An 18,908-nucleotide genomic window follows, 5' to 3' on the forward strand; every position below is an offset into this window, starting at 1 on the left:
TGTGGGGTGACGTCAGCAGGTTCGGATGACACCCCGCAGAGCCCCGTCGGCGACGATCCCGGCGACGACCCCACTGCCGAGGACACCCCGCGGTACGGCGGTGGCGGCCGGCTCAGCCCGGCACTCGTCGCGACGCTGGTGGCCATCCCCGTGATGGTGATCGCCGGATTCATCGTGTTCGCCGCGTTGCGACCCGACCCGGTGACCCCGATCGAGTCCTACGACGCCGCCGGGCCGGTCTCGGCGGAGTGCACCCGTCTCCTCGACGAAGCCCCGGACACCTTCGAGGGGTTCGGCACGAAAGAGGTCTCCGGAGATCGCGCGACGTGGCCTGCGACGGACTCCGGCGACGACATGACCTTGCGCTGTGGGGTGACCCGACCGGCGGAACTGTCTCCCACGAGCAACCTGCAGGAGATCCACGCCGCCGACCAGGCCGGCGTCCAGTGGTTCATCACCGACACGGTCGCCGGGTCGGGGCAGGCCTACGTGTGCGTCGACCACCGGCCCTACGTCGCGATGTGGATCCCGGCGAACGCAGGCAACGGCCCCATCACCGACATCTCGGGCGTGATCGACCGCACCCTCGAACGGGGACCGCTCGACTTCGGCTGATCCGGCGCGCGGGATCAGTCCCGATAGATCTCCGGCTTGGGGCTGCGGCCCAGCAGCGAGTTGACGGCGTCGGCCACCGACATGCCGTCGTGGCACACCTGGTGGACCGCGTTCGTGAGCGGCATCGGCACCTGATGCCGTTCGGCCAGCGCGCGCACCGAGGAGCACGACTTGACTCCTTCGGCGACCTGCCCGTTGGTGGCCTCCTGAGCCTGCGCCATGGTGGCCCCTTCACCGAGCCGAGCACCGAACGTGCGGTTGCGCGACAACGGCGAGGAACACGTGGCGACGAGGTCGCCGATCCCGGCCAGCCCGGCCAGCGTCTCGATCTGCGCGCCCACCGCGACGCCCAGCCGGATCGTCTCCGCGAGCCCCCGGGTGATGATCGTCGCCAGGGTGTTCTGACCGAATCCGATCCCGCTCGCCATCCCACAGGCCAGCGCGATGACGTTCTTGGCCGAGCCGCCGATCTCGCATCCGACGACGTCGGTGTTGGTGTACGGCCGGAAGTACCGCGTGCTGAACGCGCTCTGCAGGGTCACCGCACGCGCCTCGTCGGCACAGGCGATGACCGTCGCCGCGGGCTGGCCCTCCGCGATCTCGCGGGCCAGGTTCGGACCCGTCAGCACCGCGATCCGGTCGTCGTCGACGCCGGTCACCTCGGCGATGACCTCGCTCATCCGCAGCAGCGTGTTGGACTCGATGCCCTTGGCGAGCGACACCAGGGACGCATCCGAACCGATGTAGGGGGTCCACTGCGTGAGATTGGGACGCAACGACTGCGACGGCACACCGCACACGACGATGTCGGCACCCATGAGGGCATCGACCGCCGAACTCGTCGCCGTCAGCGCACCCGGCAGCGTGATGCCCGGGAGGTAGTCGGCGTTGACGTGCTCGCTGTTGATCGCCTCCGCGAGTTCGGGGCGTCGAGCCCAGATCACGGTGTCCGTCCCGGCATCCACGAGGACCTTCGCCACCGAGGTTCCCCAGGAACCCGCTCCCATCACCGCCGCGCGCACCGCAACCTCCCACCGGGCAAGCCCAATTCCGCATTCAGACCGGCGGCCTTCTGGCCGTCCGACCCTGCTCACCCTAATGCCCTCGCGGGTATGACCGACCCGGAATGTCACCGACCACCGGCCGGTGCATCATGATGGTCGGCATGGAACACAGCACTGTCGGCGCGGACGCCGACTCGACGATCGTCGACGCGGGGGGCACCGAGCCCGTCGCGACGTCGGTCGCGGCCGTGCTGGCGGTGAAGAGTCTGCATCGCGCGAAGTCGCGGTTGGCCGCGACTCTCTCCACCGCGTTCGAGGGCGATGACCCGGTCACCCGCGGTTCGCTCGTCCTCGCGATGTTCCTCGACACCGTCGAGGCTCTCCGCGGTGCGGGGATCTCCCGCATCGTCGTCGTCAGCCCCGACGACGAGGTCCTCGCCGCGGCCCGACGCTCGGGCATGCGCGGCCTCCGGGAGTCACCGCACGGGGATCCGACACAGGGACCTCCCCCGTCCGACGCCGGGCTCAATGCCGCGTTCGTCGACGGCGCGCGGTGGGCCGGTGAGGCCTGGCCCGACTCGACGGGACTGATGTACGTCCAAGCGGACCTGCCCGCCGCGACGAGCACGTCGCTCACCGCCGTGCTGCGCGCGGCGCAGCAGCATCGTTCCAGCTTCCTCACCGACCGCGACGGCACCGGCACCGTCCTCCTACACGGAACCGTCGTCGACGCCACGGCGCCCCGCTTCGGCCCCGGCTCGGCCGCGGCCCATCGTTCGGCCGGCGCCGTCGAACTCGATCCCGCGGGCGTGAACTGGCCCGACCTGCGCACCGACGTCGACACCGCGACGGACCTCGCCGTCGCCCGCGAGCTCGGTCTGGGCCCGCACACCACCGCTGCGCTGCGTCACCTCTGACCCGACACACCACACCGATCACCGTCTATCCGGCGGGCGTGTACGGCGAACACGTCGATGGGTCATCATTGGGGGGTGAGCCCAGCCGACGACGACGCACCACCGCAGACCCCCACGGTCACGACCACACCGATCCCCCATGCCCCGCCGGCCGCCACCCTGGTGCCCGACGAATCCGCCGATCTGCCCGAAGACCGCTACCTCAACCGGGAATTGAGCTGGCTGGACTTCAATTCCCGTGTGCTCGCGCTGGCCGAGGACACCTCGCTGCCGCTTCTGGATCGCGCGAAGTTCCTCGCGATCTTCGCCTCCAACCTCGACGAGTTCTTCATGGTTCGGGTGGCCGGGCTCAAGCGGCGTGACGAGACCGGCCTGTCCGTCCGGTCCGCGGACGGGCTCTCGCCGCGAGAGCAACTCATGCGGATCGCCGGCCGCGCCCAGACCATCGCCGACCGCCACGCCCGGGTGTTCCTGGATTCCGTCCGACCGGCGTTGGCCGACAACGACATCTACGTGGTGTCCTGGTCCGACCTGACCGCCGAGCAGCAGGCGCGGATGACGGACTACTTCCAGGACGAGGTGTTCCCCGTCCTGACGCCTCTGGCCGTCGACCCCGCTCACCCGTTCCCGTACATCAGCGGGCTGTCGCTGAACCTCGCCGTGACCGTCCGCGACGTCAACGAGAGTGGCGAGCATTTCGCGCGGGTCAAGGTACCGGACAACGTGAACCGCTTCATCCGGGTCGACCGGTTGTCGCCGTACCGGGGCCCCGCGGACGACAAGGCCGCCAAACGCGCGGTGTACCTACCGATGGAGAGCCTGATCGCGGCCAACCTCGGCAACCTGTTCCCGGGCATGGAAATCGTTGAGCACCATGTTTTCCGGATCACCCGCAACGCCGACTTCGAAGTCGAGGAGGACCGCGACGAGGATCTGCTGCAGGCGTTGGAGCGCGAGCTCGCGCGGCGCCGGTTCGGTTCCCCGGTGCGACTCGAGGTCGCCGACGACATGAGCGAGCACATGCTCGAGTTGTTGCTGCGCGAGCTCGAGGTCGATCCCGCCGACGTCATCCAGGTGCCCGGACTCCTCGATCTGTCTTCGCTTTTCGAGATCTACGCACTCGACCGCCCGCACCTCAAGGACCGCCCGTTCGTCCCCGCCACTCATCCCGCGTTCGGAGAGCGGGAGACGCCCAAGAGCGTCTTCTCGACGTTGCGCGACGGAGACGTGCTCGTCCACCATCCATACGACTCGTTCTCCACCAGCGTGCAGCGGTTCATCGAGCAGGCCGCGGCCGACCCCCAGGTCCTCGCCATCAAGCAGACGCTGTACCGGACCTCCGGCGACTCCCCGATCGTGAACGCGCTCATCGACGCAGCCGAGGCCGGCAAACAGGTCGTCGCGCTCGTCGAGATCAAGGCACGGTTCGACGAGCAGGCGAACATCAAGTGGGCCCGCAAGCTCGAGCAGGCCGGCGTTCACGTCGTCTACGGCCTCGTGGGACTCAAGACCCACTGCAAGACCTGTCTGGTGGTGCGGCGTGAGGGCTCGACGATCAAGCGGTACTGCCACATCGGCACCGGAAACTACAACCCGAAGACGGCGCGACTCTACGAGGACGTGGGCCTGCTGACCGCCGCACCCGACATCGGCGCCGACCTCACCGACCTGTTCAACACCTTGACCGGTTACTCACGCAAACAGGAGTACCGCAACATTCTCGTTGCGCCGCACGGTATCCGGGCCGGGATCATCAAACGGATCCAGCGTGAGATCGAGCTCTTCCGGGAGGGTGACACACGCGCACGGATCCAGCTCAAGGCGAATGCGCTCGTCGACGAGCAGGTGATCGATGCGCTCTATCGGGCCTCCCAGAGCGGGGTGCCCGTCGATGTCGTCGTCCGCGGTATCAGCGCCCTGCGGCCCGGGGTCGAGGGGTACAGCGACAACATCCACGTGCGTTCCATCCTGGGCCAGTTCCTCGAGCACTCGCGGATTCTGTACTTCGGTGCGCAGAACCAGTACTGGTTCGGCAGCGCGGACATGATGCACCGCAATCTGGACCGCCGCGTCGAGGTCATGGTGAACGTTCGTGACGAGCGACTGGCCGGCGAACTCGGCGACATCTTCGCCTCGGCGCTCGACCCGCGGACCCGCTGTTGGGTCCTGCATCCCGATGGCAGTTGGGTCGCGTCACCCGCCGAAGGCGAGGAGGTCCGCGACCACCAGCGACAGATGATGCGGCGCAATCGACGTCGGCCGGAGACGAGTTCGTGACCGGCACCGGCCCGTAACCTTCGACCTCTACCATCACCACCGATATGGCGAAGAAGACGAATGAGGTGTGGGCCGCGGGCGGCGTGGTCTGGCGGCCGAAGGGCTCCGGTTCCGCCGGGGCCGACGCTGTCGGGAACGGCGATCTCGAGATCGCGGTCGTCCACCGCCCGAAGTACGACGACTGGACGCTGCCCAAGGGAAAAGCCGAGTCGGGTGAGACGCTCATCGACACCGCGGTGCGCGAGATCGCCGAGGAGACCGGACAACACGTCATCCTCGGCCGGCACCTCGACGACGTCCACTACGACTTGGGCAGTACGCGCAAGCATGTGCGCTACTGGTCGGCGCGGGCGCTCGACGGGGAGTTCGTCGCCGGCAGCGAGGTCGACGAACTGCGTTGGCTCTCGGTCGACAAGGCCCGGGAGACGCTGAGTTACCCGCTCGACCGGGCGATCCTGGAAGAGTTCGTACGACTCCCCGCGGACCTGCACACGTTTCTCCTGGTCCGGCACGCCAAGGCCGGCCGGCGCTCGACGTACAAGGGCGACGACCGGCTGCGGCCCTTGGACAAGCTGGGCCGCGCGCAGGCAGACGCCCTGGCCCCGCTGCTGGTGGCGTTCGGGGCGAGGCGAGTTCACTCGGCTGATCGCGTGCGTTGCGAGCAGACCCTGGAACCGCTACGCGAGCGCCTCGGCGTCGAGTTGCACAGCGAGCCGGATCTGTCGGAGGAGACGTACCGGACGAATCCGGTGGCGGCGCAACGTCGGATACTCCAGCTCGCGACCGACGCGACGTCGACGCCGGCGGTCTGCAGTCAGGGGAAGGTGATCCCGCCCCTCATGGACTGGTGGGCCGCCCGGGACGCGATCGCGCTTCCCAAGGCGTCCAATCGCAAGGGAAGCGTGTGGGTTCTGTCGCTCCACGACGGCAGGTTGGTGGCGGCCGATCACATCGCCGGCCCACTCCCCACAGCCTGACGCCGGACAACACCGTCGTAGACCCATGGCCCGAACACAGTTCAGCCCCCGGCGGGGGAAGTACGCCGGGGGCTGAACTGTGGTTGTCGACCGCGGTTTCCGCGGTTCAGCGACGAGTGGTCTTCTTTGCCGCGGTCTTCTTTGCGGCGGTCTTTTTGGCCGGAGCCTTCTTCGCGGCCGTGGCCTTCTTGGCCGGCGCGGCCTTCTTGGCCGGAGCCTTCTTCGCGGCGGTCGTGGTCTTCTTGGCCGCCGTGGTCTTGGCCGGAGCCTTCTTGGCCGCCGTGGTCTTCTTGGCCGCCGTGGTCTTGGCCGGAGCCTTCTTGGCCGCCGTGGTCTTCTTGGCCGCGGTGGTGGCCTTCTTGGCTGCGGTCTTCTTTGCAGGGGCAGCCTTCTTGGCAGCCGTGGCGGTGGTTCCGCTGCCGCGCTTCACAGCCGGGCCGGTGGCGGACAGCTTCTGCTTGCCGGCGACGACGGCCTTGAACTGAGCGCCCGGACGGAATGCCGGAACCGATGTCGCGCGGACCTTCACGGTCTCGCCGGTGCGCGGGTTGCGGGCGACGCGCGGTGCGCGCTTCCGCTTCTCGAATACGCCGAAGCCGGTGATCGTCACGCTCTCGCCCTTGTTGACAGCGCGCACGATCGTGTCGACGACGAGCTCGACGGCTTCAGTCGCAGTCTTGCGATCCGCGTCGAGCTTTTTGGTCAGCTCATCAATGAGCTCCGCCTTGTTCATGAGTACCTCCGCAAGCTGATCTGACCGAGTTTCGGCCAGCTACCAACACACGGTAAACGTCGGATGTGAAAACGTCCATCTTCCACGCCAATTAGGATGCCGTGTTGCGAAATCGTATGGCAGCTCACGAGGGTGCCGCCGCGGCGAGATGACCCCGCCGCGGCGACGGGAGATCAGTCCGCGAGGGTCCGCGGCTTGAACGCCGGACGCGTCGACTCGAACGCAGAAATCGCGTCTACCTGGCGCAACGTGAGTCCGATGTCGTCGAGACCCTCCATCAGGCGCCACCGGGTGTAGTCATCAATTGCCAACGGCACCACGAGGTCTCCGGCGGTGACCGTCTTATCGACAAGGCTCACGGTCACTTCGAGTCCCGGATTCTCCTCGAGCCGCTTCCAGAGCAGTTCGACGTCGGACTGCTCGACCTGGGCGGCCACCAGGCCCGCCTTGCCCGAGTTGCCGCGGAAGATGTCGGCGAAGCGGGACGAGATCACCACGCGGAAACCGAAATCGGACAGGGCCCAGACCGCGTGCTCGCGCGAGGAGCCGGTGCCGAAGTCGGGACCGGCGACCAGGACCGACCCGCGGCTCCAGGGCTCGTTGTTGAGGATGAAGTCGGGATCGGTCCGCCAGCCGGCGAACAGACCGTCCTCAAAGCCGGTGCGTGTCACCCGCTTCAGATAGACGGCCGGGATGATCTGGTCGGTGTCGACATTGCTGCGCCGCAGCGGGACGCCGATGCCGGTGTGTTCGGTGAACGGTTCCATCAGGAAAGCCCCTGTTCGAATGATGTGGCTGGGATGTGGTTCGGACCGTGACTCAACCGAGATCGGCGGGCGCCGACAGTGAGTCCAGATCGGCGGGCGCCGACAGGGTGCCGCGCAGCGCGGTGGCCGCGGCCACTCCCGGCGACACGAGGTGGGTTCGACCACCCTTGCCCTGGCGCCCTTCGAAATTCCGGTTCGACGTCGATGCGCATCGCTCACCCGGGGCGAGTTGATCCGGGTTCATGCCGAGACACATCGAGCATCCGGCCTGCCGCCACTCGGCGCCCGCCGCGACGAAGATCTCGCCGAGCCCTTCGTCCTCGGCCTGCGCGCGCACGCGCATCGAGCCGGGGACGATCAGCATCCGCATGCCGTCCGCGACCTTGCGACCCTTGAGGATGCCCGCGACCTCGCGCAGATCCTCGATCCGGCCGTTCGTGCACGAGCCCACGAAGACCGTGTCCACCTTGATGTCACGCAGCGGCGTTCCGGGCTCGAGGCCCATGTACTCCAGCGCCTTCGCCGCGGCCCCGGCCTTGACCTCGTCGCCGTAGTCGGCCGGGTCCGGCACCGCGGCGCCGAGCGGCGCACCCTGGCCCGGGTTGGTTCCCCACGTGACGAAGGGGGTCAGCGTGGTGGCGTCGATGTGCACCTCGGCGTCGAAGGTGGCGTCGGGATCGGTGCGCAGACTGTCCCAATAGGCAACAGCCGCATCCCAATCGGCACCGGCCGGAGCGTGCGGACGACCCTTGAGGAACTCATAGGTGGTCTCGTCGGGCGCAATCATCCCGGCCCGGGCCCCCGCCTCGATTGACATGTTGCACACCGTCATCCGGGCTTCCATGGACAGCTTGCGGATCGCCTCGCCGCGGTACTCCAACACGTAGCCCTGGCCACCGCCGGTGCCGATCTTCGCGATGATCGCGAGGATCAGGTCCTTGCTCGTCACACCCGGCGGCAGCTCGCCGTCGACGTTGATGGCCATCGTCTTGAACGGGCGCAACGACAGTGTCTGGGTGGCGAGGACGTGCTCGACCTCGCTGGTGCCGATTCCCATCGCGATCGCACCGAAGGCACCATGCGTCGACGTGTGACTGTCGCCGCACACCACGGTCATGCCGGGCTGGGTGAGGCCCAGCTGCGGCCCCACGACGTGGACGATGCCCTGCTCGGCATCTCCCATGGGATGCAGGCGGACGCCGAACTCTTCGCAGTTGCTGCGGAGGGTGTCGACCTGGGTGCGCGAGACCGGGTCGGCGATGGGCTTGTCGATGTCCACCGTCGGGACATTGTGATCCTCGGTCGCGATCGTCAGGTCGGGTCGCCGAACCGGACGTCCGGCGAGGCGCAGGCCCTCGAAGGCCTGCGGACTGGTGACCTCGTGCACGAGGTGGAGGTCGATGTAGATCAGGTCGGGATTGGTGTTGCCGGACGCGTCGACGTCACCGGGGACCACGACGTGGTCGCGCCACACCTTCTCGGCGAGAGTTAGCGGCTGGGCTGGGCTGTTGCTCATGGCTGCACTCGTTATCTGTCTCGGGTTCTTCGGACTCTGCACGCGATGGTGGCGAACTGGCTGGCTTTCGAGCGTGCATCTCACTATTTGGACAGCTAGTATCGTCCTATGGGAAAGGATACCGCATCTGCGGTCAGCAGCGGAATCGGTGTGCTCGATAAGTCGGTGGCGGTGCTGCACGCGATCGCCGAGGCCCCGTGCAATCTGTCGGAGCTCTGCGATCGGACCGGACTGCCCCGGGCGACGGCACACCGACTCGCGGTCGGGCTCGAGACCCACCGCTTCCTCATCAGGGACGTCACCGGACGCTGGCAGCCCGGCCCCGTCCTCGGTGAACTCGCCTCCTCGGCACACGATCCCGTCACCGAGTCGGCGCTCATGGTCCTCCCCCGGCTTCGTGACATCACCGGCGAATCGGTCCAGGTCTATCGCCGCGAAGGAGCCGAACGCGTCTGCGTTGCAGCGATGGAACCACCGACCGGCCTGCGGGACACCGTCCCGGTGGGCACCCGCTTCCCGATGAGCGCGGGGTCTGCGGCGAAGGTCCTCCTCGCCTGGGCCGACCCGGCGACCCAGCGGGCGCTCGTGCCGGACAGTGTCTTCAGCGAGCGGGCGCTGCACGAGATCCGCCGCCGCGGGTGGGCGCAGAGCGCCGGTGAACGAGCCGCCGGGGTGGCGAGTGTGTCGGCTCCGGTACGCGACGGCAACGGTGACGTCGTCGCAGCGATATCGGTGTCCGGGCCCATCGACCGGATGGGGCGCCGGCCCGGTGCGCGCTGGGCGGCCGACCTGCTCGCCGCCGCGGACGCGATCCACAAACGTCTTCAGGCCGCTCGTCCCTGACCCCAGAGCCGTTGCACCCGGAGCCGTTCCGATGCAACGGCCGGTGGGCTAGCGTCAGGGCATGGGAGTCAATCAACGTAGTCAGATCGTCATGTCCGAGGACGAGATCGCGGAGTTCGTCGCGCGCAGCCGGACCGCGACTCTCGCCACCACCGGACCCGACGGGAGCATCCACCTGGTGGCGATGTGGTACGGGATCGTCGACGGCGACATCTGGTTCGAGACGAAATCCAAGTCCCAGAAGGCGGTCAACATCCGCCGCAACAGCCGGTGTTCGGTGATGATCGAGGACGGCGACACCTACGACACCCTCCGAGGCGTCACCTTCGAGGGGGTCGCCGAGATCCTCGACGACCCGGACTCATGTCTGAAGGTGGGCATCAGCGTCTGGGAGCGCTACACCGCGCCCTACACCGAAGAATCGCGGCCGTTCGTGGAGCAGATGATGAACAAGCGCGTCGCCGTGCGGATCAGACCGTCTCGCACACGTTCCTGGGACCACCGCAAGCTCGGTATCCCCGAGATGCCGGCTTCCGGAAGCACCGCCGAATTCCTGTGACCCGACGCCGATGACGGCCGCCGTCCGTGTTCTCGATGTGATCATCGCGACACGGACGAGATGGCCTGCCACACAATGAAAAACACCCTCCCCCTGCAGTGCAGAGGGAGGGTGTTTCTCGTAGCCCCGACGGGATTCGAACCCGCGCTACCGCCTTGAGAGGGCGGCGTCCTAGGCCGCTAGACGACGGGGCCATGGGAACTTCCGGCGATCAAGACCTTAGCACGGTCTCGATCGCTTTCTGTCCGCTGGGGTACCAGGACTCGAACCTAGAATGGCGGTACCAGAAACCGCTGTGTTGCCAATTACACCATACCCCATTGGCGTGGTTCTCCTTGCGGAAAACTGCCGAGAAAGAGAGTATCAAAGGGTTGCCGGAAGTCCACAAACGTGCAGCTCAGAGGCCTTATTTGGCCGCAATCTCCCGAGCCGAGGACAGGCGCGCGAGCGTCTTGTCGCGACCCAGGATCTCCATCGACTCGAACAGCGGAGGACTGACCTGGGAGCCGGTCACGGCCACCCGCACCGGACCGAACGCCTTGCGCGGTTTGAGCCCGAGATCGTCCACCAGCGCGGCGTTCAGCGCATCCTGCAGCGCAGCCGTCGTGAAGGAATCCAGCGACTCGATCGCGGCGATGGTGGCGTCCAGAACCGCCACGGCGTCGGCGCCCAGGTTCTTGCTCGCGGCCTTCTCGTCGATCGTGAACTCGGCGTCCGAGACGTAGACGAACGAGATGAGATCCCAGGCATCCCCGAGAACCTGGATACGCGTCTGCACCAGCTCGGCCAGAGCTGCGAAGGTCTCGCCATCGGCGGTCTCGGTGAGCTTGCCCTGCGCGACGAGGTACGACTTGAGCCGAGCGGTGAAGTCACCGAGGTCCAGCCGGCGGATGTGCTCGGCATTGATGGCGTCGGCCTTCTTCTGGTCGAATCGCGCAGGGTTGGAATTGACCTGTCGCACATCGAAAGCCGTGATCATCTCGTCCAGGCTGAAGACATCGACATCACTCTTGTAGCCCCAGCCGAGCAGCGCGAGGTAGTTGAGCAGACCCTCCGGGATGAATCCGCGATCCCGATGATGGAAGAGATTCGACTGCGGGTCGCGCTTGGAGAGCTTCTTGTTGCCCTCCCCCATCACGAACGGAAGGTGGCCGAAGGCCGGGACCGCGTCGGCCACGCCGATGCGGATCAGCGCGTCGTAGAGCGCCAGCTGACGCGGGGTGGAGGAGAAGAGGTCCTCCCCGCGCAGGACGTGGGTGATCTTCATCATGGCGTCGTCGACCGGATTGACCAAGGTGTAGAGCGGATCGCCCGAGGCGCGCGTGAGGGCGAAATCCGGCACGGTACCCGCCTTGATCGTCGTGGTTCCGCGCACGAGATCGTCCCACGAGATGTCGGTGTCCGGCATACGAAGGCGGACAACGGGTTTGCGCCCTTCGGCCACATACGCCGCGCGCTGCTCGGCGGTCAGGTCACGGTCGAAGTTGTCGTAACCCAGCTTCGGGTCACGGCCGGCGGCGCGGTGACGGGCCTCGACCTCCTCGGGGGTGGAGAAGGCCTCGTAGGCCTCGCCCGCCGCGAGCAACCGCGCGACGACGTCGGCATGGAGGTCTCGACGCTCGGACTGCCGGTAGGGTCCGTACGGGCCGCCGACCTCGGGCCCCTCGTCCCAGTCGAGCCCGAGCCACCGGAGCGCGTCGAGGATGGCCGCGTAGGACTCCTCGCTGTCGCGCGCGGCATCGGTGTCCTCGATGCGGAAGACGAAGGTGCCCCCGTCGTGGCGGGCCTGAACGAAGTTGAAGAGCGCGGTTCGCACGAGCCCCACGTGCGGCGTCCCCGTCGGAGACGGACAGAATCGGACGCGCACACCCTCAGTACTGGTCATGGGCTCAGGGTATCGAAGCGGTGCTGCGCTCCCGACACGCCCGCCGTCAGGCCCGGTGCCGCTCGCAGAACTCGACGAGGACCCGATTCACCTCGGCCGGCTGTTCGAGATAGCCGAAATGCCCGGCCCGTTCGATCTCGACGTACTGCGCGCCCGGAATGGCCTCGGCCACTTCGCGCGCCAGCTTCGCCGGCAACGTCCGATCGTCGGCGAAACCGACGACCAGCGCCGGCCGGTCGATTCCGCGGTAGGCGGCGAGGCGGTCGGACTCCTTGTTGTGCAGTTCGAGCTGCGCGCGGACCCCCGGGGTGATCGTCTGCGGTGAGAACCCGATGATGTCGAGCCAGTCACGCGCCGTGCGGTCGTCGTCGAGCGTGTGCGGCGACAGGTTCAGATGGGCGGTGATGGCGGCCTCGTACTCCGGCGGCAGCTTGATCTTGTTGTCGTACAGCGCGCGCTCGCCGGCCGAGATCGCCTCCTGCAGTGGAGTGTTGCGGCCATACGTCGCGACCATCACCGCAGCTTTCACCACATCCGGCCGCGCCAGCGCCAACTCCTGGGTGATCCGGGCGCCCAGCGAGGTGCCGATCACGATCGCCGGGCCTCGTCCGAGATGCTCGATCAGCGCAGCCGTGTCGGCGACCATGTCATCGAGCGTGAAGCCCTCGGCACACTCCGAAGACGGCGCCACACCACGGTTGTCGAAGGTCACCACGGTGAATCCGGCCTTCACCAGAGCCGGTTCCTGGTGGGCCTTCCACACCCGTCCGGGACTGCCGGTCCCCATCACCATGACGACCAGCGGGCCGGAACCGGCCACGCTGTAGGAGATGTCGATGCCGTTGACTCGAGCCGTGCTGGGAGCTGTCACTTGTCCACCACCGAGTTGGAGAGCGTACCGATACCTTCGACGGTCACCGAGACGCGCTGGCCGGCGACCATGGGGCCCACGCCTTCCGGGGTGCCCGTGAGGATCACGTCGCCCGGCAGCAGGGTCATGACGCGCGAGATCCACTCGACGATCTCGCCGACGTCGTGGAGCATCAGCGACGTGCGGGTCCGCTGCTTGACCTCGCCATCGAGTTCCGTCACGAGCTCGACGTCGGACGGGTCGAATGCGGTATCGATCCATGGACCGAGCGGACAGAAGGTGTCGTAACCCTTCCCGCGGGTCCACTGCCCGTCGGCCTGCTGGTGATCGCGGGCGGTCACGTCGTTGGCGACCGTGTAACCGAGGATCACGTCTTTGGCCTGTGCCGCCTTCACGTCCTTGCACGCCCGTCCGATGACGATCGCGAGTTCGCCTTCGTAGTCCACACGTTCCGACGACGGTGGGCGCACGATGGGCAGCTCGGGACCGATGATCGACGTGTTCGGCTTGAGGAAGATCACCGGGTCGGCGGGCGCTTCGCCACCCATCTCCGCGGCGTGCGCGGCGTAGTTCTTGCCGATGCAGATCACCTTGCTGGCCAGGATCGGGGCCAGGACCCGCACATCTGCCGCCTTCCACGAGCGACCGGTGAACGTCGGCGTGCCGAAGGGGTGCTCGGCGATCTCCTTCATGACGGCATCGCCACCGTCGCCCTCGACGGACACGAATGCCACGCCGTCAGGACTCGCAATTCGACCTAAGCGCATGTCCAGACCCTATCGCACCGCCGATCCCAGACGTTGGGAGCCGAGTTGGCCGACCGAGGCGGTAGTTCTACAATGTGGGCATATCATTTCACATATTGAGATGGATGAGTGGCGACCTTCGCCCGAGCAGACAGCGAGGTGAGTGACACATGACCGATGTCGACGACATCACCACTGCCAGAAGGTGGATCATCCTCGGCTGTTCGCTCCTCGCCGCACTCACCACGACGTGCGTGGTCAGCGGTGTGGCCTATCTGATCCCTGCTTTGCACACCGACGCCGGACTCTCGCTGGCCGAGGCCTCGACGCTCGCCGCGATCCCGACCATCGGCTTGATGGCCGCGACGATCCCGTGGGGGATCCTGTTGGACCGCTACGGCGAACGCCGCATCCTGCTGCTGTCGCTGTCCATCTCGCTCAGTGGAGCGATCGCGGCCGCGGTCGCCGCGTCGGCCGATGCGTCGTATCTCGTCGTGGGCGCCGCGCTGCTGGTGGGCGGTCTCGGTTCCGGTGCCGCGAACGGGGCCAGCGGCCGGATCGTCGTCGGCTGGTTTCCCGCCCATCAGCGCGGGACCGCGATGGGCATCCGCCAGATGGCTCAACCGCTGGGCATCGGCGTCTGCGCACTCACGATGCCGGTCGTCGCGGCGAGCTCGGGACCTGCTGCCGCGCTGGCGATCCCCGCCGTGGTGACCGCCGCGGGACTCGTCGCGGTGATCGTCGGCATCACCGACCCGCCGTGCCGCACGGCTCCCACCACAGAGGCCGTCGACAATCCTGTGCAGCCCGCGAACCCCTACCGCGGCAACTCTTTCCTCGCGCGCATTCACATCGTCAGCATGCTGCTCGTCATCCCGCAGTCGATGCTGTGGACGTTCGTGCCCACCTGGCTGATCGTCGCCCACGGATGGTCGCCGGCCGGCGCCGGCATCTTGATCACGGTCACCCAGGTCGTGGGTGCGCTGGGACGGATAGTCGCCGGACGATGGTCGGATGCGTGGATGTCGCGGATGCGACCCGTCCGGGTGATCGCGGTCGCTGGTGTCGCCGCGATGTTCGCGCTCGCGATCGCCGACTGGTTCGACAGCCCACTGGCACCCGCACTCATGGCGGTCGCGAGCATCATCTCGGTCGCCGACAACGGTCTGGCGTTCACCGCCATCGCCGAATACGTCGGCCCGGAATGGAGCGGTCGCGGCTTGGCCGTGCAGAACACCGGACAGTATCTGGTGACCGCGGCGACCACACCGCTTCTCGGAGCACTGATCGCCGCGGTCGGCTTCCCGCTCGCATTTGCGGCGACCGCCCTCGCACCGCTCGTCGCCACACCGCTGGTCCCCCGCGACCGGACTCGGGAACCCGACGAACTGGTGGACGCGTAAACCCACCACTCATGGACAGAGCCCGCCACCGATCCGGTGGCGGGCTCGTCCGTCCATGGCGGGTGCGCTTGCCGCGAGGGAGTTGTGGGTCGCGGGGGAACTACAGCCGCTCGCGGATGCGCGTCCCGATCTCCGAGGTGCTGAACGTGCCACTGCGGTCGACGAGGTCGTCGGCGACGGCCTTCTCGATCCGCGCGGCGGCGTCGTCCTCACCGAGATGTCGGAGCAGGAGGGCGACCGACAGGATTGCGGCCGTCGGATCGGCCTTGCCCTGACCGGCGATGTCGGGAGCCGACCCGTGGACGGGCTCGAACATCGACGGGTTGGCACCGGTGGCGTCGATGTTGCCCGAGGCGGCCAATCCGATACCGCCGCTCACCGCGGCCGCGATGTCGGTGATGATGTCGCCGAACAGGTTGTCGGTGACGATGACGTCGAAGCGGCCGGGATCGGTGACCAGGTAGATGGTCGCGGCGTCCACATGGCAGTAGTCGGTCGTGACGTCGGGGAACTCGGCGCCGACCTCGTCGACCGCACGGCTCCACATGGACCCGGCGAACGTGAGGACGTTGGTCTTGTGCACCAGCGTGAGCTTCTTACGACGCTGCTGCGCGCGCTGAAAGGCATTACGCACCACGCGTTCCACGCCGAAACGCGTGTTGACGCTCACCTCGGTGGCGACCTCGTTCGGGGTACCGACCCGAATCGCACCGCCGTTGCCGGTGTAGGGCCCCTCGGTGCCCTCTCGAACCACCACGAAGTCGATGTCGGGGTCACCGGCGAGCGGCGAGGAGACACCGGGGAACCGGCGCGACGGCCGTAGGTTGACGTGATGATCGAGGGCGAACCGCATGGTGAGGAGGAGGCCGCGTTCGAGCACACCCGAGGGCACCGACGGATCGCCGATCGCGCCCAGCAGGATGGCGTCGTGACGACGGAGCGACTCGAGGTCGTCCTCGGTCAGCAACTCGCCGTTGCGGTGGTAACGACGCGCGCCCAGGTCGAATTCGGTGGTGCTCACCGCCGGTACGACCGACTCGAGCACCCCCAGTGCCTCGGTGATGACCTCGGGACCGATGCCGTCACCGGCGATGACTGCGAGCTTCATGAGAGGTCGACCTGTTCGATCAGGGTCGCGCTGACCGCGTCACCGATCGCGGCGACGACGTCGTCGTCGAGAACGCTGCTCACGCGGAGCATCATCGTGGCCCCGCCGCCCTCGGCGTCCTGGGACAGACCGGCGGCCAGGATGTCGACACCCGCATTGCCGAGCAGGGTGCCGATCTTGCCCAGCGAACCCGGCTGATCGTCGTAGCTGACGATCAGGTTGTGGCCCTCGGCGCGGAGGTCGAAGTTACGGCCGTTGATGTTGACGATCTTCTCCACCAGCCGCGGACCCGAGAGGGTGCCCGACACATTGTGGGTGGAACCGTCGGCGAAGACGGCCTTCACGTCGACCACGCTGCGGTGGTTGGGGCTCTCCGATGCGGTCGTGACCTCGCTGGTCACGCCGCGTCCCTCGGCGACCGCCGGGGCGTTGACGAACGTGACCGGCTCGTCGAGCACCGCCGAGAACAGACCGCGCAGAGCCGAGAGGCCGAGGACGTCGACGTTGTTGGCGGCGAGTTCGCCACGTACGTCCACGACGAGCGAGGTCGGCGGCTCGTTGCTGATCGCGCCGACGAGAACGCCGGCCTTGCGGGCGACCTCGAGCCACGGTGCGACCTCTTCGTCGACGGCGCCACCGGTGATGTTGACCGCGTCGGGGACGAAGTGTCCGGCCAGCGCCAGCCGCACGCTCTTGGCGACGTCGGTGCCGGCACGGTCCTGAGCCTCGCTGGTCGAGGCACCGAGATGCGGGGTCACGACGACCTGCGGGAGCTCGAACAGCGGCGAGTCGGTGCAGGGCTCGGTGGCGAAGACGTCGAGTCCCGCGGCCCGGACCTGACCGGAGGTGATCGCGTCGGCGAGGGCCTGCTCGTCGATGAGACCACCACGGGCGGCGTTGACGATGACCACGCCCTTCTTGGTCCGCGCGAGCTGCTCGGCGCCGATCAGACCCAGGGTCTCGGGCGTCTTCGGCAGGTGGACGGTGATGAAGTCGGCGCGCTCGAGCAATTCGTCGAGGCTGACCAGCTCGATCCCCAGCTGGGCCGCGCGGGCCGGCGACACATAGGGGTCGTAGGCGATGATGTGGGTCTCGAACGCGGCCAGCCGGGCGGCCACGAGCTGACCGATGCGGCCGAGGCCGACGACACCGACGGTCTTGTCGAAGATCTCGACACCGTTGAACGACGAACGCTTCCAGGTCTTCTCACGCAGGGTGGCGTCGGCGGCCGGGATCTGACGCGAGGCCGACATCAGCAGTGCGACAGCGTGTTCGGCCGCCGTGTGGATGTTGGAGGTCGGGGCGTTGACGACCATGACGCCGCGCTCGGTCGCCGCGGGGACGTCCACATTGTCCAGGCCGACACCGGCGCGGGCGATGATCTTCAGCTTCTTGCCCGCGTCGAGGACCTCGGCGTCCACGGTCGTCGCCGAGCGGACCAGGATGGCGTCGGCGTCGACGACCGCCTCGAGCAACTTGGGACGATCCGGACCGTCGACCCATCGCACCTCGACACCGTCACCGAGTGCTTCCACGGTGGACGGCGCCAGCTTGTCGGCGATGAGTACAACCGGGCGGCCAGCAGAGCTCACAGTCATTTCTCCAGGTTCGGGGAGTGCGGTTTCACGATCGGCGGTGCGGAGTGTCGGTGACGACTCCGTACGACAGCTTAAAGGTGTGGTAGGTGCCGCCGAGCATGCGGTGTACCCCGAAACCGGAGACCTGTCCCTCGGCATGGGTAGAGTGTGACGCACATTACGGCTACCTTGCTGGGAGCATCACGGAAGTGTTGCAAAGCGACCGCGGGTCGATCCCACGCAGACGTGAGCACCCGGGGGGACCGGTACGGTGTGCTTGCCGCCGGTTGCGAAGTCCCGACCGGTGCCCGATGCCTGTGACCGAAACTGGTTGGACACGAGAAGTGGAGTGCGGATGACGAAGAAGCTGACAGTGCTGTTGGCGGTTTTGGCTGCGACGGTGCTGGCCGGCTGGGGAGGGGGCGTCGCGGTCGCCGCACCGGCGAAGATCTTCATGGGGGGCGGCTCCGGCATCCTGGTCCTCAAGGGTGGCAACTCGGCGGCAGCCTGCACGCTGACGACCATCGGTCGCTCGAAGACGAACAAGCTCATCGGCGTCACCGCTGGTCACTGCGGCACCCCCGGCCAGAAGGTCTACTCCGAGACCTTCCAGGATCGCGGCCAGGCCGGCACCATCACCTACACCGCGCCCGATCTCGACATGGCGATCGTCGAATTCGACGCCTCGCGCGTCGTGCCGCTGCGCACGGTCCGCGGGGTCACCATCCGCTCGGTCGACCCGAAGCCCCTTGCCTTTCCGACCATCGCCTGCAAGGAAGGCCGGACCACCGGCAACACCTGCGGTATCGCCTGGTTCTCCGACGGTGATGTCCACGTGAGCCAGATGTGCGTGATCGAAGGCGACTCCGGCAGCCCCGTGGTCGTGGGCGATCGCCTCGTGGGGATGGTCAACGCCTACTACTTCCTCGGTTGCCTCGGCCCCGAGACCGGCACCAACATCCAGCCGATCCTCAAGCGGATCGGGTCTCTCGACGCCTACAAGGGATTCCGGGTCGCCTGACGACTGGATTCCCACCCCCACCGACGCCCCGGATGGTTTCCCTCCGGGGCGTCGTCGTGTCCGGGGTCAGCCCAGGCGGTGCGGGCGTC

The 18,908-nt window shown here is 67.5% G+C and carries 17 protein-coding genes and 2 tRNA genes; 8 read left to right on the forward strand and 11 right to left on the reverse strand.

All coding sequences use genetic code 11. The features are described from left to right. Positions 1 to 6 precede the first annotated feature (6 nt). Positions 7 to 615: a DUF3515 domain-containing protein gene (locus ABIC25_RS15345; RefSeq protein WP_101819350.1), complete on the forward strand. Its 609-nt coding sequence runs from the start codon at positions 7 to 9 to the stop codon at positions 613 to 615. Positions 616 to 629: 14 nt separating this feature from the next. On the opposite strand, the gene ABIC25_RS15350 is transcribed toward ABIC25_RS15345, so the two are convergent. After that, positions 630 to 1,637, reverse strand: coding sequence for an NAD(P)H-dependent glycerol-3-phosphate dehydrogenase (locus ABIC25_RS15350; protein ID WP_101819349.1), 1,008 nt, complete (start codon positions 1,635 to 1,637; stop codon positions 630 to 632). 143 nt (positions 1,638 to 1,780) lie between these two features. On the opposite strand from ABIC25_RS15350, the gene cofC reads away from it, so the two are divergent. The 3 genes from cofC (at position 1,781) to ABIC25_RS15365 (ending at position 5,790) form a co-directional block, all read left to right on the forward strand. Continuing rightward, positions 1,781 to 2,536, forward strand: a complete 756-nt coding sequence (cofC, locus tag ABIC25_RS15355; RefSeq protein WP_239402516.1) for a 2-phospho-L-lactate guanylyltransferase — start codon at positions 1,781 to 1,783, stop codon at positions 2,534 to 2,536. Positions 2,537 to 2,611: 75 nt separating this feature from the next. Then, positions 2,612 to 4,813: an RNA degradosome polyphosphate kinase gene (locus ABIC25_RS15360; RefSeq protein ID WP_033203969.1), complete on the forward strand. Its 2,202-nt coding sequence runs from the start codon at positions 2,612 to 2,614 to the stop codon at positions 4,811 to 4,813. Positions 4,814 to 4,857: 44 nt separating this feature from the next. Next, positions 4,858 to 5,790: an NUDIX hydrolase gene (locus tag ABIC25_RS15365; protein WP_101819348.1), complete on the forward strand. Its 933-nt coding sequence runs from the start codon at positions 4,858 to 4,860 to the stop codon at positions 5,788 to 5,790. A gap of 106 nt (positions 5,791 to 5,896) precedes the next feature. Here the strand turns inward: ABIC25_RS15365 and ABIC25_RS15370 are convergent, their stop codons facing one another. The 3 genes from ABIC25_RS15370 to leuC all read right to left on the reverse strand — a co-directional run bounded on the left by ABIC25_RS15370 (position 5,897) and on the right by leuC (position 8,806). Then, positions 5,897 to 6,523, reverse strand: a complete 627-nt coding sequence (locus ABIC25_RS15370) for an HU family DNA-binding protein (protein ID WP_004023103.1) — start codon at positions 6,521 to 6,523, stop codon at positions 5,897 to 5,899. 173 nt (positions 6,524 to 6,696) lie between these two features. Further along, on the reverse strand, positions 6,697 to 7,290 hold the full coding sequence (leuD, locus tag ABIC25_RS15375; protein ID WP_004023104.1) for a 3-isopropylmalate dehydratase small subunit: 594 nt from the start codon (positions 7,288 to 7,290) through the stop codon (positions 6,697 to 6,699). A gap of 52 nt (positions 7,291 to 7,342) precedes the next feature. After that, positions 7,343 to 8,806, reverse strand: coding sequence for a 3-isopropylmalate dehydratase large subunit (gene leuC / locus ABIC25_RS15380; protein WP_004023105.1), 1,464 nt, complete (start codon positions 8,804 to 8,806; stop codon positions 7,343 to 7,345). 108 nt (positions 8,807 to 8,914) lie between these two features. On the opposite strand from leuC, the gene ABIC25_RS15385 reads away from it, so the two are divergent. After that, the gene (locus ABIC25_RS15385) at positions 8,915 to 9,649 is read left to right on the forward strand and encodes an IclR family transcriptional regulator (protein ID WP_004023106.1); all 735 of its coding nucleotides are present in this window, start codon (positions 8,915 to 8,917) and stop codon (positions 9,647 to 9,649) included. 61 nt (positions 9,650 to 9,710) lie between these two features. Beyond that, on the forward strand, positions 9,711 to 10,208 hold the full coding sequence (locus ABIC25_RS15390) for a PPOX class F420-dependent oxidoreductase (RefSeq protein ID WP_004023107.1): 498 nt from the start codon (positions 9,711 to 9,713) through the stop codon (positions 10,206 to 10,208). Between the two features lie 121 nt (positions 10,209 to 10,329). Here ABIC25_RS15390 and ABIC25_RS15395 read toward each other — a convergent pair. The 5 genes from ABIC25_RS15395 to ABIC25_RS15415 form a co-directional block, all read right to left on the reverse strand. Then, positions 10,330 to 10,402: transfer RNA gene (locus ABIC25_RS15395), tRNA-Glu, on the reverse strand. A gap of 54 nt (positions 10,403 to 10,456) precedes the next feature. Beyond that, positions 10,457 to 10,528 (reverse strand) — tRNA-Gln (locus tag ABIC25_RS15400). 86 nt (positions 10,529 to 10,614) lie between these two features. After that, complete coding sequence (gltX, locus tag ABIC25_RS15405; protein WP_354562137.1) at positions 10,615 to 12,093, reverse strand: glutamate--tRNA ligase; 1,479 nt, start codon at positions 12,091 to 12,093, stop codon at positions 10,615 to 10,617. A 46-nt stretch (positions 12,094 to 12,139) separates the two neighbouring features. After that, positions 12,140 to 12,964, reverse strand: coding sequence for an alpha/beta fold hydrolase (locus ABIC25_RS15410; RefSeq protein ID WP_004023109.1), 825 nt, complete (start codon positions 12,962 to 12,964; stop codon positions 12,140 to 12,142). Further along, positions 12,961 to 13,731, reverse strand: a complete 771-nt coding sequence (locus ABIC25_RS15415) for a fumarylacetoacetate hydrolase family protein (protein WP_354562138.1) — start codon at positions 13,729 to 13,731, stop codon at positions 12,961 to 12,963. Before ABIC25_RS15415 ends, ABIC25_RS15410 begins: the two co-directional genes overlap by 4 nt. Positions 13,732 to 13,880: 149 nt before the next feature. Here ABIC25_RS15415 and ABIC25_RS15420 point away from each other — a divergent pair, with 149 nt between their 5' ends. Beyond that, on the forward strand, positions 13,881 to 15,113 hold the full coding sequence (locus tag ABIC25_RS15420; RefSeq protein WP_354562140.1) for an MFS transporter: 1,233 nt from the start codon (positions 13,881 to 13,883) through the stop codon (positions 15,111 to 15,113). A 100-nt stretch (positions 15,114 to 15,213) separates the two neighbouring features. Here the strand turns inward: ABIC25_RS15420 and ABIC25_RS15425 are convergent, their stop codons facing one another. Next, entirely contained in the window at positions 15,214 to 16,221 is a 1,008-nt protein-coding gene (locus tag ABIC25_RS15425) for a 3-isopropylmalate dehydrogenase (protein WP_101819344.1), read from the reverse strand. Then, complete coding sequence (serA, locus tag ABIC25_RS15430; RefSeq protein ID WP_004023113.1) at positions 16,218 to 17,813, reverse strand: phosphoglycerate dehydrogenase; 1,596 nt, start codon at positions 17,811 to 17,813, stop codon at positions 16,218 to 16,220. The genes ABIC25_RS15425 and serA overlap by 4 nt, the downstream gene beginning before the upstream one ends. 340 nt (positions 17,814 to 18,153) lie before the next feature. Here serA and ABIC25_RS15435 point away from each other — a divergent pair, with 340 nt between their 5' ends. Further along, positions 18,154 to 18,819, forward strand: coding sequence for a chymotrypsin family serine protease (locus ABIC25_RS15435; RefSeq protein ID WP_004023114.1), 666 nt, complete (start codon positions 18,154 to 18,156; stop codon positions 18,817 to 18,819). The last annotated feature ends 89 nt before the right edge of the window (positions 18,820 to 18,908 follow it).

Source organism: Gordonia sp. PvP123 (assembly GCF_040547295.1).
GTDB classification, from domain to species: domain Bacteria; phylum Actinomycetota; class Actinomycetes; order Mycobacteriales; family Mycobacteriaceae; genus Gordonia; species Gordonia terrae.